Genomic DNA, 17,389 nt, shown 5'->3' on the forward strand with positions numbered 1-17,389 from the left:
GATTCATTTAAACAAAATAAATCATCCTTTAATATTAAATCTAAATATAACAGTATCAAATTTAATATCAAGAGATGATTTCAATGATTAATTATTTGACTCTAGCAAATCATGAATATGATTAGAAATAACGCTACCTGCCATTGATCCATAATTACTTAATATAATCACATAGTAATCTGTTCCTGGATGATGAGTAAAAACACTTCCAACTCCAGGGTAGACACCTCCATGTCCAATTCCATTATCAGATAGATAAAAACCATAGCCATAAATTTTAGTGTGTTTCTTATGTAGTATTTTGTGTGTTCGTTTAGTTATAATTGAATGATTATTAATAGCTTTAAAATAGGTGTATAAATCTCTAGTAGTAGAGTAAATTCCTCCAGCGGGGCTAAGAAAAATTCCTCCCATTTTATCATTCTCACGTCTTATACCTCCAATAAATTCATCTTGAGTATTCTTATATGTATAACCAATGGCTATGTTTTGGTGACTCGTTAATTTATGAAGATCTGCAAATGAGTTTTTCATCTTAAGAGGCTCAAAAATGTTCTTCTCTATGTATTCTGCATAAGATACTCCACTTGCTCTCTCAATAATAAGACCTAACAACGAAAAGTTTTCATTTGAGTAGTCGAACCTATTTAATACTTTAAAATCTTTTCTTCTATCTTCATTAAGAGAATCAATATGTTTTATTTGAGCTTTTAATAAATCATCCATGCTCTTTGCTTTTTTTACATCTTCATTAAATGGTTTATAATCATCAAGTTCAATTCCAGAGGTATGTGTAAGTAAATGATGAATGGTTACTTGATTAGCAATGTCTTTTGGGTATTCAGGAATTAATTTACTTATTGGATCGGTAAATTTTAATATTCCTTGTTCTGCTAATTTTGCAATGGCTATAGCTGTAAATGTTTTTGTGGTTGAAGCAATATTAAAAGAGGTATTTACATTATTCTTGGCACCCAATTTTTTGTTACTTTCCCCATAAGTTTCTTCAAATAAAATAGTGTTTCCTTTTGCTATTAATACAGATCCTGAAAAGCGATCTAGTTTATGTAATTGTCCAATATATTTTTTAAAATATGGAATCATTTCTTTTGAAGAAATGTGATTGTAAGATGGAAGGTTTCCAGAAGGTTTCTCACCTCTCATTACGCCTTTTCCAATAATTTTAGTGTTATCTTTATTCATTCTTAGCATTATCATAACCCAACCTTTCGTATGTTTTCCCTGAAACCAAATAGCAAGTCTGTTTTTATTTGTCCATTTTTTTGATACTCTAAAAGCTTCTATTTCTCCGAAATCAGCAAAAACACTAGGCCAATATGTTGCATTTTTCACAAAGTCTTTTTCATAATTTTTTGTTGTGAATGCTTCTAGCTTTTTTAAATCATTTGTATTGTAAGCTTCTACAAATTCAATAAATATTGGCGTGATTTTATTTTCTGGCCATTTGAATTTTGTAATGTTTTGAGAAAACAATGCAGATGTTAATAAGCTAGTTAGTAGAATTAAGTAAATTAGTTTTAAGCTCCTTAGTCTCATTTTAAATTGGTTTAAAAGTGAATTAAAAAAATAAAGACGAAGGAATGATTAAGGCGTTGCAAGTAATTATCATTTAGTAGAAAGCACAAAAAAACCGACACTTTCGTATCGGTTTTATATTTTATGATATGATTTTCTGAAAAGAGAATCATATCAAAAAGCTTGTGACCTTACCAAATTCTAACTCTTTCTTCTGGTTTTAAATACATTTTATCACCATCTTTTACGTCAAATGCTTCATAGAAAGCATCTACATTTTTAAGAGGCATATAAGCTCTGTATTGACCTGGAGCGTGTGTGTTAGTCATAATTAAGTTCTTTAATGCTTCATCACGCATTTTAGTTCTCCAAATAGTTCCCCAAGAAAGGAAGAAGCGTTGTTCTGGAGAGAATCCATCAATATCAGCAGGACGACCACTCTTTTTCAAGAATACTTTTAATCCTTCATAAGCAGCTTGAACACCACCTAAATCACCAATATTTTCTCCTAAAGTATATTCACCATTTAAGTGCATACTATCAATAGCAATAATATCGCTATATTGTTTTACTAATTTACCTCCAACAGTTTTAAACTTTTCAGAATCTTCTTCAGTCCACCAGTTTTTAAGGTTTCCATCACCATCAAAACGAGCACCAGAATCGTCAAAACTATGAGATATTTCATGCCCAATTACAGCACCAATACCACCATAATTTACAGCTTCATCAGCTTTATAGTTGTAAAAAGGAGGTTGTAAAATAGCAGCAGGGAATACAATTTCGTTGTTTACTGGATTAAAGTAAGCGTTTACAGTTTGAGGAGACATTCCCCATTCAGTTCTATCTACTTTCTTACCTAATTTTGCCATGTTTTTATTAAAGTTCCATTTAGAAACATTAATAGCATTGTCAAAATAAGTACCTCCATTTTTTAATCCTTTTACTTGTAAAGCAGAATAATCTTTCCACTTATCTGGATATGCAATCTTAACAGTTAATTTGTGTAATTTCTCTAAGGCTTTTTTCTTAGTTTCTTCACTCATCCAAGGTAATTGAGCAATACGGTTTTCGAAACCAATCATTACATTGTCAATCATTTCCCTAGCTTTTTGCTTAGCTTCTGGTGGAAATTTAGCATCTACATATAATTTTCCCAAAGCTTCACCAATAGCTCCATTTAAATTACCTAAAGCACGTTCGTCTCTTGGACGTTGTTGTTTAGCTCCACGCATTTCTTTACTATAGAACTCCCAATTAGCTTTTTCTAAATCGGTAGATAACAATCCTAAAGAAGTATTAATAGCATTCCAACGTAAAAATAATTTAACATCTTCAATAGAAGTGCTTTTAAGTACCTTACTCATTGCTTTGAAATATCCAGGATCGGTAACAATTACTTTATCAATATTGTCAACACCAATTCCTTTTAAATGCGCTGCCCAATCGATAGTTGGAGCTAAAGCAGTTAACTCTTCAATAGTCATAGGGTTGTACATCTTACGAGTATCTCTACGCTCTTCTTTAGTCATCATAGGTTCTGCTAAGCTTTTTTCGAAAGCTACAATAGTAGCAGCGTTCTTTTTAGCAGTAGCTTCATCGTCACCAAATTCTTGTAACATTTTAGCTACAAACTCTTGGTATTTTTCAAGCTTATCTTTTACTTTATCATCTACATAATAATCTCTAGATAAACCAAGTCCGCCAGCACCCATATAACCAGCATTCATACTACTATTTTTAAGGTCGTTAAAAACACCAAAACCATAAAAACCACCACCTCCATAAGGAGCCATGTTAGTAATAAAATCTTGAACGCCGTTTAAATCTTTAATCTCTTCAATTTTTTGAAGGAAAGGTTTAACTGGAGCTTTACCAGATTTATTTCTAGCTACGGTATCCATAATAGTCTCGTAGTAGTTTACAGCTTTTTCTTGATCAGAATCAATTTCATTTCCTTCAGAATCTTTTATTTTTGGAAAATTTCCTTCTTCGATAGCTTTATTTAAAATAGCAAGAACATCTGCATCTGTCTTTTTACGAAGCTCTCCAAAACCTCCCCAAGAAGTTCTATCAGCAGGAATCTCAGTTTTATCTAACCAAGTTCCGTTTACATATCTAAAGAAATCATCTGTAGGTTTTACAGAAGTATCCATATTTTCTAAAATAATCCCCTGAACTTTTTCTTCAGGTTGTTTATCTGTTTTTTTATCTGTTTTACACGAAGCAATTGCTAAGGAAGCGACAGCAGTGGTAAACAGCATTTTGTGAATGGTTTTCATTGTGTATAATTTGATTGATTTAATTACAAGTGATATTTATTTGTTTTCCTTCTTGTTTCGCTTTTTTATCTTTTTCTTTTCCAATTGCAATACCAAGCAACATACCAAAAGGTAAGCCAATACCAAGTAAAGCAATATTATCTAATAACATTCCAAATACAACTCCAAAAGAAATTCCAAATGTGCTCATTCCTATAGCTAACCATTGATTCTGATAGTATTTTTCATGAACATACCCATGGTTTTTTCTAACGAGTTCGAGAATATTATGATTTTTAACTACTAGCTTATTCCTATACTTTTTTAATTTTCCTTCAAATGAATTTATCTCTCCGATGTCTTTATCTATCTCGGAAATAGTCGCATCAGATAAAGATAAATTTTCTAAAACAGATAAGCTTTTTTCCAGCTTATTAAAAGCTTTCAAAACACTTTTATCAGAGATAAAAAAATCTTTTTTCTTTAAAGGAATAAATGCCATAGTTTATTTAGTTTACTTATATAAGAATACTAAAAGTAAAAAATGTTACAGTTTAGCTCTTAATTTTTGATTTTGGTGGATTTGGTAATTGATCAAATCCCATGTTAAATAATGTAAAACCAAAAATATCAGCATACTGTTCTATCGTTTTAGCAACAGGTGTTCCTGCACCATGACCAGCATTTGTTTCAATACGAATCAACACAGGGTTTTCACCTTGTTGTTTGTCTTGTAATTCTGCAGCAAATTTAAAACTATGAGCTGGTACTACACGATCATCATGATCTCCAGTGGTTACCATCGTTGCAGGATATGCTTCTTTTTTAACATTGTGTACTGGTGAATACCTTTTTAAATATTCAAACATTTCTTTGTTTTGTTCAGCTGTTCCGTAATCGTATGCCCAACCAGCACCCGCAGTAAATGTATGGTAACGTAACATATCTAATACTCCAACAGCAGGTAAAGCTACTTTCATTAAATCTGGACGTTGTGTCATTGTAGCACCAACTAATAAACCACCATTAGAACCTCCTCGAATTGCTAAGTAATCAGAAGCTGTATATTTTTCTTTAATTAAATATTCAGCAGCAGCAATAAAATCATCAAAAACATTTTGTTTTTGTAATTGAGTCCCAGCTTTATGCCATTTTTTACCATATTCGCCACCACCACGTAAATTTGGTACAGCGTATACACCTCCTTGTTCCATCCAAACAGCATTTGCAATACTAAAAGAAGGAGTTAATGAAATATTGAAACCACCATAACCATATAAAATAGTTGGATTTTTACCATTTAATTCTAATCCTTTTTTATAAGTAATAATCATTGGTACTTTAGTTCCGTCTTTTGAAGTATAGAAAACTTGCTTACTTTCATAGTTATCAGAATTAAAAGAAATAGCAGGTTTCCAATATAACTTATAAGTTCCATCTTCTGGATTAAATTTATAAGAAGAACTTGGAGTATTGTAATTTGTAAATGAAAAATATAATTCTTTAGCATCTGTTTTTCCACCGAAACCACCAGAAGAACCTACACCTGGTAATTTAACTTCACGAATTAATTTTCCATCAAAATCATATTGTAATACTTTAGAAACAGCATCAACCATATATTCTGTAAAGAAATAACCAGCACCAGTAGATGGAGATAAAACATTTTCAGTTTCAGCAATAAAGTCTTTCCAATTTTCAGGTGTTGGGTTTTTAGCATCAACTGTCACAACTTTTTTATTTGGGGCATTTAAATTAGTAACTAAATAAAGTTTGTCTTCACGATTATCTATTACATAAGTATCACTCTTGTAGTTGTCAACAACTGTAATTAACTTACTGTTTTCTTGTGTTAGGTCTTTTAAAAATAATTTATTTCCAGAAGTTGATGTCGATGCAGAAATAATTAAATATTTATCATCTTCAGTTAAATAACCACCAACATATCTGTTTTTTTCTTCTGCAGTAGCTCCAAATATTACTGGATCTTCATTTTGTTTAGTACCAAGTTTGTGGTAATATAATTTATGTTGATCTGTTTTTGCAGAAAGTTCACTTCCTTTAGGTTTGTCGTAACTAGAATAGTAAAAACCTTCGTTACCTTTCCATGCAATTCCAGAAAACTTTACATCTATTAAGGTATCGCCAAGAATTTCTTTGTTTTTGGCATCCATAACAATAATTTTTCTCCAATCGCTACCACCTTCAGAAATTGAATAAGCAGCAATCTCTCCATTTTTAGAAAAATTAACTGAACCTAAAGAAGTAGTTCCGTCTTTAGAAAAAGTATTAGGATCTAAAAATACTTCCTCATTACCATTACTATCTTTTCTATATAGTACATATTGATTTTGTAAACCATTATTTTTATAGAAATAAGTATGATTACCTTCTTTAAAAGGAGTACCTACTTTTTCGTAATTCCATAACTCAGAAAGACGATCTTTTAATTGTTCACGATATGGTATTTTACTTAAATAGTCGAAAGTAACTTCATTTTCGGTTTTTACCCAGTTTTCAGTTTCTGGACTACGATCGTCTTCAAGCCAACGATAATTATCGGTTACTTTAGTACCGAAATAATCTTCTACAACAGGTTTTTTGGTTGTTTCAGGATAATTCACTGTAATATTTTTCTTAGGTTGTTTTTGTTCTTTGCAGGAAACTAATATAACACTAGCGCAAAGTATAGGGAAAAGGATTTTTTTCATGACGTAAAAATTAGTTAATTCTTTCAAAGTTAGAAGAAAATGAATGGGAAGCTTGTTTTTTAAGATGAATTTAACATTAAATAAGGTTTGTGTAATCTTTAGAAATAAAAACGACTATTTTTATGCTTTAAGATATTACTAAGTTAAGGATTAGTAAAAAAATAAAATAATGACAGAAAATTTAACAAAAGAAACTTTTTTAAAGAAAGTATTTAATTTCGAAGAAAATAAAGAATGGAAATTTGAAGGAGATAAACCAGCACTAATTGATTTTTATGCTGATTGGTGTGGACCATGTAAAGCTTTAGCTCCAGTTTTGGAACAATTAAGTGAGCAATATGAGGGGAAGGTAGATATTTATAAAATAAATACAGAAGAACAACAAGAATTGTCTGCAGCTTTTGGAATTCGTAGTATTCCGTCAATGTTATTTTGCCCAGTTGAAGAAGAACCCCAAATGGCACATGGAGCCCTTCCTCAAAAACAAATAGAACAAATTATTAAAGATGTTTTAAAAGTTGAAAAATAAAATTAAAAGTGATGTGAAAAGCATCACTTTTTTTATAACAAAAACTTAAAATAAGAAACTCAGTGATTATCACTACACAAGCTCTTTTTTAGTTTTTAAGTGTTTGTTTTTAAGTGTTTTGAGTTTTTTGAAAAAAGACGTCTTTTTTTAAGAAAAGCTCAATTTGTTAAAAACTTCAAGGGATTTGTGAATAAGTATCGCTTTCAATTTTTAGCAATTTTTTGAATCTTTGTTTCTCCCCCAATGAAGACAAAATAACACATAAAATTTAGCTCAAAATAAAGATGGCTGTTACTGAACCAATTTTACAAGAAAACAAAGATAGATTTGTAATTTTTCCAATTGAACATAATGATTTATGGGAATGGTACAAAAAACAGCAAGCTTGTTTTTGGACAGCTGAAGAAATTGATTTGCATTCTGATTTAAATGACTGGAATACAAAATTAACAGATGATGAGCGTTACTTTATAAAACATATATTAGCTTTTTTTGCAGCTTCAGATGGTATAGTAAATGAAAATCTAGCAGAAAATTTTGTAAACGAAGTACAATATTCAGAAGCAAAGTTCTTTTATGGATTTCAAATAATGATGGAGAATGTTCATTCAGAAACATATTCGTTATTAATAGATACTTATGTGAAAAATGAAGAAGAAAAAAATAAATTATTTCAAGCAATTGAAGTTTTTCCTGCAATTAAGAAAAAAGCAGATTGGGCGTTAAAATGGATAGATTCAGATTCTTTTGCAGAAAGATTAATAGCTTTCGCAGCTGTTGAAGGAATTTTCTTTTCAGGTTCATTTTGTTCAATTTTTTGGTTAAAGAAAAGAGGGTTATTACCAGGGTTAACTTTTTCTAACGAGTTAATTTCTAGAGATGAAGGGATGCATTGTGATTTTGCAGTTCATTTACATAACCATCATATAGTTAATAAAGTACCAAAAGAACGTATCCGTGAAATTATCATAGATGCGCTTACTATTGAAAGAGAATTTATTACAGAATCTTTACCTGTGAGTTTAATTGGAATGAATGCCAAGTTAATGACTCAATATTTAGAATACGTAACAGATAGATTATTACTAGAATTTGGTTGCGAAAAAGAATACAATGCAACGAATCCATTCGATTTTATGGAAATGATTTCGTTAGAAGGAAAAACAAACTTCTTTGAGAAAAGAGTATCGGAGTACCAAAAAGCTGGTGTATCATCAGGAGGTACAGGAGATATCAGCTTTGATGCTGATTTTTAAATAAAACAACTACTGCTATTACCCCTACATGCGGTAAATTTTCTTAAAGAACAATTTGTGCTTTAAGATCATAAGTTTCCCCTAAGAAACAAAATTATTTTAACATATAAGAGTTACTATTAATGTGGTGCTATAGTAGCTCTATTAACCAATTTAAAAACCAATAAAAATATGTATGTAGCAAAAAGAGATGGCAGAAAAGAGCCTGTGATGTTTGACAAAATCACAGCAAGGGTTAGAAAAATGTGTTATGGATTAAACAAAATTGTTGATCCAGTAAAAGTAGCAATGCGAGTTATTGAAGGTTTGTATGATGGAGTAACCACTTCAGAATTAGATAATTTAGCCGCAGAAATTGCTGCAACAATGACAACAGCTCACCCAGATTATGCTAAATTAGCAGCAAGAATTGCCGTATCTAACTTACATAAAAACACAAAGAAATCATTTTCTGAAACGATGACTGACTTATATTTATATGTCAACCCACGTACAGAAAAAAAATCTCCACTATTAGCAGATGATGTATATGAAATCATCATGAAAAATGCTGATAAATTAGATTCTACAATTATTTATAGTCGTGATTTTAATTACGATTATTTTGGTTTTAAAACATTAGAGAGGTCATATTTATTAAAGTTAAACGGTAACATTGTTGAGCGTCCACAACAAATGTTAATGCGTGTTTCTATTGGTATACATAAAGAAGACATTGACGAAGCTATTGCTACATACGAGTTAATGAGTAAAAAATACTTTACACACGCAACACCTACTTTATTCAATGCTGGAACACCAAAACCACAAATGTCATCATGTTTTTTATTACAAATGCAAGATGATAGTATTGATGGTATTTATGATACATTAAAACAAACAGCAAAAATTTCACAGTCAGCAGGAGGTATTGGTTTGTCTCTTCATAACATCCGTGCTACAGGAAGTTATATTGCTGGAACTAATGGAACATCAAACGGAATCGTACCAATGTTACGAGTATTTAATGATACAGCACGTTATGTAGATCAAGGGGGAGGAAAACGTAAAGGGTCTTTCGCTATGTATTTAGAACCTTGGCATGCAGATATATATGATTTCTTAGACTTAAAGAAAAACCATGGTAAAGAAGAAATGCGTGCACGTGATTTATTTTACGCTATGTGGATTTCGGATTTATTTATGAAAAGAGTACAAGAAGATGCTGAATGGACATTAATGTGTCCACATGAATGCCCACATTTGTACGATACTTATGGTGAAGAATTTGAGCGTTTATATACAAGTTACGAAGCAGCAGGAAAGGGTAGAAAAAAGATTAAAGCTCGTGATTTATGGGAGAAAATATTAGAATCGCAAATTGAAACAGGTACACCGTACATGTTATATAAAGATGCAGCGAACCGTAAATCGAATCAAAAGAATTTAGGAACTATCCGTTCTTCAAATTTATGTACAGAGATTATGGAATATACAGCAAAAGATGAAGTAGCTGTATGTAATTTGGCATCAATAGCAATACCAATGTTTGTTGCAGAAGATGAAAATGGAAATAAGTTTTTCGATCATAATAAATTATTTGATGTAACTAAAAAAGTAATTAGAAACTTAGATACAGTTATAGATCGTAACTACTATCCAGTAAAAGAAGCTGAAAATTCAAATACTCGTCATCGTCCAGTAGGTCTTGGAATTCAGGGATTAGCTGATGCTTTTATTATGTTACGTATGCCGTTTACATCAGAAGAAGCAAAAAAATTAAACCAAGAAATATTTGAGACATTATATTTTGCATCGGTAACTTCATCTATGGAAATGGCAAAAGCAAAAGAGCCATATTCAACATTTAAAGGTTCACCAATATCTCTAGGAGAATTCCAACACAATATGTGGGGAATTAACGATGATGAATTAAGTGGTCGTTGGAATTGGAATGCATTGCGAAAAGAAGTAAAGAAACATGGAGTACGTAATTCATTATTAGTGGCACCTATGCCAACAGCTTCAACATCTCAAATTTTAGGAAATAATGAAGCTTTTGAGCCATATACATCTAATATTTATACACGTAGAGTATTATCAGGAGAGTTTATTGTAGTAAATAAACACTTATTAGAAGATTTAGTAGAGCTAAACTTATGGGATAACAATATGAAAGAAGATATTATGCGTGCAAACGGATCTATCCAACATATCGAGACAATTCCACAAGAATTAAAAGATTTATATAAAACAGTTTGGGAAATGAGTATGAAAGATGTTATCGATATGGCACGCCATAGAGGATATTTTATCGATCAATCTCAATCGTTAAACTTATTTATGAAAGATCCTGATTTTGCAAAGTTAACATCAATGCATTTCTATGCATGGAAAAGTGGTTTAAAAACAGGAATGTATTATTTACGTACAAAATCAGCAGTAAACGCGAAGCAATTCACGTTAAATATAGAAAAGAAAGAAAAAGAAGAAGATAAGCCAATGAGTGCCGAAGAATTCAAGGCAATGGTAGATGCTTCTAAAAATGAAGGGCCAGACGATTGTTTAATGTGTGGATCTTAATATTAGGATTAAATTAAAAGTGATAAAGAGAGGCCGAAAGGCTTCTCTTTTTTAGTATTTTCGAAAAAATTTTATTCAAATGATGAACTGGGAACAATTACTTTCTTTAAAACGTTTTGGAGACACACAAAAACGAGAACGAATAAAACAAGATGAAACTCGATTAGGTTTTGAAGTAGACTTTGATAGAATTATATTTTCATCGGCGTTTCGTAGCCTTCAAGATAAAACGCAGGTAATTCCATTATCAAAAACAGATTTTGTACATACACGTTTAACGCATAGTTTGGAAGTGTCTGTTGTTGGTAGAACGTTAGGGCGTAGAGTTGGAAAAGTGTTGTTAGAGCGCCACCCAAATTTAAAAGATTTAGGATATACCTTTAATGATTTTGGTGCTATTGTAGCTGCAGCATCAGTAATGCACGATATTGGAAATCCACCTTTTGGGCATTCGGGAGAAAAAGCAATAGGAGAATATTTTAAAACGGGGAAAGGACTTCAATATAAAGAACAACTTACAGAAAAAGAATACCAAGATTTAATAGATTTTGAAGGAAATGCAAATGGGTTTAAAATTCTAACAGAAAATAATCAAGGAACAGAAGGAGGTTTACGATTATCATATGCAACTTTAGGGGCTTTTATGAAGTATCCTAAAGAGAGTCTTCCTAAAAAACCAACAAAACATATAGTTGATAAAAAATATGGATTCTTTCAATCGGAAAAAGAAGCATTTTTAGATGTCGCTAATGATTTAGGATTAAAACAAAAAGAAAGCGAAGGAATATCATACTTCAGACACCCATTAGCATACTTAGTAGAAGCGGCAGACGATATTTGTTATACAATTATTGATTTTGAAGATGGAATTAATCTAGGTTTAATTGATGAAGACTATGCTTTAGAGTATATGATTAAGCTGGTAAAAAACACTATAGATAGTAAGAAATACCATTCACTTCAGCATAAAAAAGATAGAGTAAGTTATTTAAGAGCTTTAGCTATTGGAGTTTTGATTAACGAAGCAATCGATATTTTTTTAGAAAATGAAGAAGCAATACTAAATGGAACCTTTGAAAAATCTTTGTTAGATAAATGTAAGTTTGAAGCACAAATTAACGACATAATTAAAATTAGTGTAGAAAAAATATACCGAAGTAAAGAGGTGATAGAGAAAGAAGTAGCAGGCTATAAAATTATTGCAGATCTGTTAAATGTATTTGTTGTAGCTTTAAATAATAAGTTTGAAGGAAATCAATCAAATTACGATAAATTAGTATTGAATTTACTACCTAAAGAATATCAGCAAGAAAAAGAAAAATTATACGATAGAATAATGCAAATTGCAAGTTACGTATCTGGTTTATCAGATGGTTTTGCAATAAGATTATATAAAAAAATAAAAGGTAATGTTGTTTAAACGACTGTTAAAGTTCAGTTTTTATGTTAAATTTTTCAATATATTAGCTTTTTTTTAAAAAAAAGGTAGGGAAAAACAAACCAAGCCTGTTATACGTGTTACAAATAACCTTATTATGAATAAAAAAATACTTTTTTTTAGCTTATTACTTATAGCTATAAGTGGTGTTGTTTTTAAAACTTTGAATTCAAAGGATTCTGAAGTTGAAAAATTAAGAAAACAACATGCAGAATTTTTAAAAAACCACCCTTATCAAAAAACGGGAGAGTTACCAAAAAAAGAAAGAAAAGCACAAGGTTTGCCACCGAATGCTTATTTCGAACAAAAATATTTAAGTGAAATAAACCCTAATACAGGAAAAACACACAAAGAAAATGTATTTAAACTTCGAGAGCAATTAAGTAAACTTAGAGCTGGACAAAAAGTTCCAGGTGAAGCTACGAATCCTTGGATAGAGAGAGGACCAGATAATGTAGGAGGAAGAACAAGAGCATTATTGTTTGACCCTAATGATGCAACAAACGAAACAGTTTTTGCAGGAGGAGTTTCTGGAGGTTTATGGAAAAATACAAAAATTTCTGACCCAGCAAATAAATGGGTACGTATAGGTATTCCAGAAAACTTGTCAGTTTCGTGTATTGCAGTAGACCCAAATGATTCAAAAACTTTTTATGTAGGTACAGGAGAGTCTTATGTAAATGGAGATGTGAATGGAGATGGTTTATGGAAATCTACTGATGGAGGAAACTCTTGGACAAACGTATTTGGAGGAGTTTCAGGAGCAACATATTTAGATGCTAATTCTACAGTAACTGTAAATTCACCAGCATCAATAGCTGGAGTATATATTTCAACATTAGCAACTGCTTTTGGAGGTGATTTGAGTGCACCTGTAACAGCAGACTTAGTTTTGGTTGAAGATGATACAGCCCCAACAAGTGATGCTTGTTCTGATCTTGTTAATGGAGCTGCAATTAATGGGAAAATAGCTATAATAAGAAGAGGTAGTTGTAATTTTGACGAAAAAGTTAAAAGAGCTGAAACTGCTGGAGCAATTGCTGTAGTTATGGTTAACAATGTTGACGGTAACCCAATTGCGATGGGAGGAGATGATACTACAATTACTATTCCTGCAGTTATGACACCAAAAACAGATGGTGAAGCAATGATTAATGCATTGACATCAGGAGCAGTAAATGTAACTTTAACAAAAGGAAAAGACAATGCAACGAATGCGTTAATTGTACCAGGGGTTCATCATATTAATGATGTTATTGTTAGAAATAACGGAGGAACATCAGAAGTTTATGTTGCTGCAGGAGAATCTGGTTACACTGGAGGAGCTGCTATAGGAGCTGATAGTTTTGGGTTATATAAGTCTACTGATGGTACTAATTTTGCAAAAGTTAATGTTCCAAAAACTTCTACAGGAAGTGATTATGAGCCTAACAATTTAGAACTTGGTTCAGATAATTCAATTTACTTAAGTACAATTCAAAGTTTCGCATATGGAAACGGTGGAGGAGCTATTTTTAAATCTACTGATGGTACAAACTTTAGTTTGAAACATACAGTAACAGATGGTAATAGAACAGAGATAGCTACATCACCTACAAATCCAGGAGTAGTATATATTTTAGCCCAAACAAGTACTTCTGGTTCACCAGTAAAAATGTTTAAAACAAGTAATGACTTTGCAAGTGTAAACGATTTAGCATTACCAAATGATGCAGATAACGGTATTCCTGCAAATGATTTTACCAGAGGTCAAGCGTTTTATGACTTATTACTAAAAGTTGATCCAAATAATGAAGATGTTGTTTATGTTGGTGGTATTGATTTATTTAAATCAACTAATGGAGGAACTACATGGGATCAAATATCAAAATGGTCAAATAACAATAATTTAGCTGTTTTATCAGTATCTGTAGTTCATGCCGATCAACATGGTTTAGCGTTTGCTTCATCATCAAAAATGGTGTTTGGAAACGATGGAGGAGTGTATTACACTAATAACTCAGGAGGTACTATTGATGCTCGTAACAATAATTATAATACACTTCAATTTTATACATTAGGAGTTGCACCGACAACTGCTTTTGGAGGAGATGAATATTTTGTTGCTGGTGCTCAAGATAACGGTACTCAATTAGTTGAAAAAGCTAGTGCAGGAATAAATAGTTCTATTAGAGCAGCCGGAGGAGATGGAGCAGCAAGTTTCTTTGATACCGACGGAACGGATAAATATTTTATTTCAAATTATGTTTATAATCAGTCAATAGTTTTACATAAGGTAGATCCAAATGTTAATATAACGATTAATAGTGAAGGTTCATCTAATGGTGATTTTATAAATCAAGAAGAGTTAGATTCAAATTTAAATATACTGTATTCAAATTATACATCAGACTTAGGTAATACTATTAGAAGGTATTCAGATTTATTGTCAATAATTATAAAAACTAATTTAACAGATGCGTTGATGAACTCTGAGCCATCAGCTTTAAAAGTATCACCTTATACAACTACAGCTAGTAATTTATTTGTAGGACTTAAGAATGGAAAACTTTTAAAAGTTAAAAATGCAAATATTGGTACAGGAGAATGGTCGGAAATTACAGGTCCAAATTTTGTAGGGTCAGTTTCAGATATCGAATTTGGTGAGAATGAGAACGAAATATTTGTTACAATGCACAATTATGGTGTTACAAGTATTTGGTTTACTAATGATGGAGGAACAAATTGGTTAAATAAAGAAGGTAATTTACCAGATATTCCAGTAAAATCTATTTTACAAAATCCAGTAACAACTAATGAAGTAATTATTGGAACAGTTTTAGGTGTTTGGAAAACGAAAAATTTTAATGCAGCAGCACCAACATGGACTCAATCATATAATGGAATGAGTTATGTACCTGTATTAGATTTAGATTTACGAGATGATAATACTGTTTTTGCAGCAACGTATGGTAGGGGAGTTTTCTCTGGGAAGTTTGTATCAGATCCAAATGGAGATGATGATGGAGATGGAGTTTTAAATGGAGTAGATAATTGTCCTTCAACATCAAATGCAGATCAAAAAGATACTGATGGAAATGGTGTAGGAGATGTGTGTCAAGATACCGATGGAGATGGTATAATGGATAATGTAGACAATTGTGTTTCTATTGCTAATGCAGACCAAGCAGATGCAGATGGAAATGGAATAGGAGATGCATGTCAAGATACTGATGGAGATGGTGTAAAAGACAATGTAGATAATTGCCCAACTGTTGCAAATGCAGATCAAAAGGATACTGATGGAAATGGTGTAGGAGATGCATGTCAAGATACCGATGGAGATGGTATATTAGATATTAATGATAATTGCCCAACTGTTGCAAATGCAGACCAAAAGGATACTGATGGAAATGGCGTAGGAGATGTATGTCAAGATACAGATGGAGATGGTGTAATTGACGATGTAGATAACTGTCCAACAAATTCGAATGCAGACCAAAAGGATACTGACGGAAATGGCGTAGGAGATGCATGTCAAGATACAGATGGAGATGGAGTAATGGATGATGTAGATAATTGTATTAATACAAAGAATGCAGGTCAAGAAGATGGAAATAATGATGGAGTAGGAGATGTTTGTGATACTAGTTATTTAAATCCTGATAATATTTCTATTGAAACGATATCTGAAACATGTGTAGACCAAAATGATGGGAAAATTACTGTAAATGTTAAACAAACATTTGTAAGTTATACGGTAACTATAAAAGGAGATGGAAAAGATGAAACAAAAGCATTAACAGGAACATCATTAACTTTTGAAAATTTAAAACCAGCTAGTTACGAAGTTTGTGTTAAAATAGATGGTAAAAATTATACACAATGTTTTGAGATTAATATAATCAAAGCAAGTACAGTTGCATTAAAAGTTGCTAAAAACCAACAGTCAAGAGATTATACATTTAGCATTAGTTCAGGTACAGCTCCTTATAATGTTTACTTAAATGGTAATTTAATAAATACATATAATGTATCTACATTTAATGTTAAAGTTCAAGGAAGTGGAGTTTTAGAAGTTAAGACAGCTAAATCTTGTGAAGGAGTGTTTAAAACATCAATAAACAATATTTTCTTAAGAGAAAACCCTGTAACTGATTTTATTAAATTAATTCTTCCTTCAGATAGTGCGTCAAATTTAGATGTATTAATTTATGATGTTACTGGTAAAACAGTAATAAATAAGAAGATTGAAAAACAAGGGAATGAATTATCAATTCCATTCAGTAACTTTAAATCAGGAATTTATATTCTTAAAATAGGAGCAGATAAAACTAATACTTTTAAAATCTTAAAATAATGAGAAAAGCAATAAAAAATATAGCATTATTTTCAATTCCATTATTCGTAGCCTGTGGAGGTGGAAGTAGTTCAAGTGGAGGAGGAGAAGTAGTTAACGACGCTCCAAGTAAAGTAGATTTAGTATATCCTACAGAAAATTTATTATGTATAGAAAATAGTATTACTTTTGATTGGAGTGATGCTACAGACCCTAATAATGATAATGTTACTTATAAAGTAGAAATCTCTAAAAATAGAGATATGTCTAATATAATTAAAACTGAAACAGCTAGTACATCTCAAGTTCTTATTACATTAGATAAAGGAGTAGCTCATTATTGGCGAGTAACTGCTACTGATAGTAAAGGGAAATCTGGAGATGCTTCTTCCGTGTTTGCTTTTTATACAAAAGGAACAGGAACAGTTAATATAGCACCATTTACAGCTGAATTAACAAGTCCAGCTATGGATAGTTCAGTTTCTGGTACTACTGTTAGTTTAAAATGGAAAGGTGCTGATTCAAATACAGGAGATACTTTAAAGTATGATGTATATTTTGGAGAAGACGCTGATCCACAAACTAAAGATGGAGATCTTCTAACAACAAACACACATGATGTTACAGTTGTAAGTGGAAAAACGTATTACTGGAAAGTAAATACAATTGATGATTCAGGAGCAAAATCAATTGGACAAATATGGAGTTTTAAAGTAAATTAATACAATACTTTAATTATATAGATAAAAAAAGAGGTGATTTTTAAATCACCTCTTTT

The 17,389-nt window shown here is 31.3% G+C and carries 10 protein-coding genes; 6 read left to right on the plus strand and 4 right to left on the minus strand.

Going from position 1 to position 17,389, the window contains the following annotated elements; translation table 11 throughout:
* Nucleotides 1-87: 87 nt before the first annotated feature.
* From Q0881_RS01720 to Q0881_RS01735, 4 genes are all read right to left on the minus strand, one after another.
* Complete coding sequence (locus Q0881_RS01720) at nt 88-1,557, minus strand: serine hydrolase domain-containing protein (RefSeq protein WP_299156363.1); 1,470 nt, start codon at nt 1,555-1,557, stop codon at nt 88-90.
* 170 nt (nt 1,558-1,727) lie between these two features.
* A complete protein-coding gene (locus Q0881_RS01725; RefSeq protein ID WP_299156365.1) occupies nt 1,728-3,818 on the minus strand; it encodes a M13 family metallopeptidase in 2,091 nt (696 codons plus the stop codon).
* A 19-nt stretch (nt 3,819-3,837) separates the two neighbouring features.
* Complete coding sequence (locus Q0881_RS01730; protein WP_299156367.1) at nt 3,838-4,299, minus strand: hypothetical protein; 462 nt, start codon at nt 4,297-4,299, stop codon at nt 3,838-3,840.
* Between the two features lie 52 nt (nt 4,300-4,351).
* Nucleotides 4,352-6,508, minus strand: a complete 2,157-nt coding sequence (locus Q0881_RS01735; protein ID WP_299156369.1) for a prolyl oligopeptidase family serine peptidase — start codon at nt 6,506-6,508, stop codon at nt 4,352-4,354.
* A gap of 169 nt (nt 6,509-6,677) precedes the next feature.
* Between Q0881_RS01735 and trxA the strand changes: the two genes are divergently transcribed.
* The 6 genes from trxA to Q0881_RS01765 all read left to right on the plus strand — a co-directional run bounded on the left by trxA (nt 6,678) and on the right by Q0881_RS01765 (nt 17,333).
* A complete protein-coding gene (trxA, locus tag Q0881_RS01740) occupies nt 6,678-7,037 on the plus strand; it encodes a thioredoxin (protein ID WP_299156370.1) in 360 nt (119 codons plus the stop codon).
* Nucleotides 7,038-7,321: 284 nt separating this feature from the next.
* Nucleotides 7,322-8,293, plus strand: a complete 972-nt coding sequence (locus Q0881_RS01745; RefSeq protein WP_299156372.1) for a ribonucleotide-diphosphate reductase subunit beta — start codon at nt 7,322-7,324, stop codon at nt 8,291-8,293.
* Nucleotides 8,294-8,464: 171 nt separating this feature from the next.
* Complete coding sequence (locus Q0881_RS01750) at nt 8,465-10,855, plus strand: ribonucleoside-diphosphate reductase subunit alpha (protein WP_299156374.1); 2,391 nt, start codon at nt 8,465-8,467, stop codon at nt 10,853-10,855.
* 82 nt (nt 10,856-10,937) lie between these two features.
* On the plus strand, nt 10,938-12,275 hold the full coding sequence (locus Q0881_RS01755) for a deoxyguanosinetriphosphate triphosphohydrolase (RefSeq protein WP_299157012.1): 1,338 nt from the start codon (nt 10,938-10,940) through the stop codon (nt 12,273-12,275).
* 115 nt (nt 12,276-12,390) lie between these two features.
* Nucleotides 12,391-16,632: a thrombospondin type 3 repeat-containing protein gene (locus tag Q0881_RS01760; protein ID WP_299156376.1), complete on the plus strand. Its 4,242-nt coding sequence runs from the start codon at nt 12,391-12,393 to the stop codon at nt 16,630-16,632.
* Nucleotides 16,632-17,333, plus strand: coding sequence for a hypothetical protein (locus tag Q0881_RS01765; protein ID WP_299156378.1), 702 nt, complete (start codon nt 16,632-16,634; stop codon nt 17,331-17,333). Before Q0881_RS01760 ends, Q0881_RS01765 begins: the two co-directional genes overlap by 1 nt.
* Nucleotides 17,334-17,389: the final 56 nt, after the last annotated feature.

It is taken from the genome of uncultured Tenacibaculum sp., assembly GCF_947494125.1.
In the GTDB taxonomy this organism is placed as follows: Bacteria; Bacteroidota; Bacteroidia; order Flavobacteriales; family Flavobacteriaceae; genus Polaribacter.

What these genes read in the sequence shown, in the direction of transcription:
- Q0881_RS01720 (WP_299156363.1), bottom strand. Translation starts at nt 1,557, where the DNA reads ATGAGACTAAGGAGCTTAAAACTAATTTACTTAATTCTACTAACTAGC.
- Q0881_RS01725 (WP_299156365.1), bottom strand. Translation starts at nt 3,818, where the DNA reads ATGAAAACCATTCACAAAATGCTGTTTACCACTGCTGTCGCTTCCTTA.
- Q0881_RS01730 (WP_299156367.1), bottom strand. Translation starts at nt 4,299, where the DNA reads ATGGCATTTATTCCTTTAAAGAAAAAAGATTTTTTTATCTCTGATAAA.
- Q0881_RS01735 (WP_299156369.1), bottom strand. Translation starts at nt 6,508, where the DNA reads ATGAAAAAAATCCTTTTCCCTATACTTTGCGCTAGTGTTATATTAGTT.
- trxA (WP_299156370.1), top strand. Translation starts at nt 6,678, where the DNA reads ATGACAGAAAATTTAACAAAAGAAACTTTTTTAAAGAAAGTATTTAAT.
- Q0881_RS01745 (WP_299156372.1), top strand. Translation starts at nt 7,322, where the DNA reads ATGGCTGTTACTGAACCAATTTTACAAGAAAACAAAGATAGATTTGTA.
- Q0881_RS01750 (WP_299156374.1), top strand. Translation starts at nt 8,465, where the DNA reads ATGTATGTAGCAAAAAGAGATGGCAGAAAAGAGCCTGTGATGTTTGAC.
- Q0881_RS01755 (WP_299157012.1), top strand. Translation starts at nt 10,938, where the DNA reads ATGAACTGGGAACAATTACTTTCTTTAAAACGTTTTGGAGACACACAA.
- Q0881_RS01760 (WP_299156376.1), top strand. Translation starts at nt 12,391, where the DNA reads ATGAATAAAAAAATACTTTTTTTTAGCTTATTACTTATAGCTATAAGT.
- Q0881_RS01765 (WP_299156378.1), top strand. Translation starts at nt 16,632, where the DNA reads ATGAGAAAAGCAATAAAAAATATAGCATTATTTTCAATTCCATTATTC.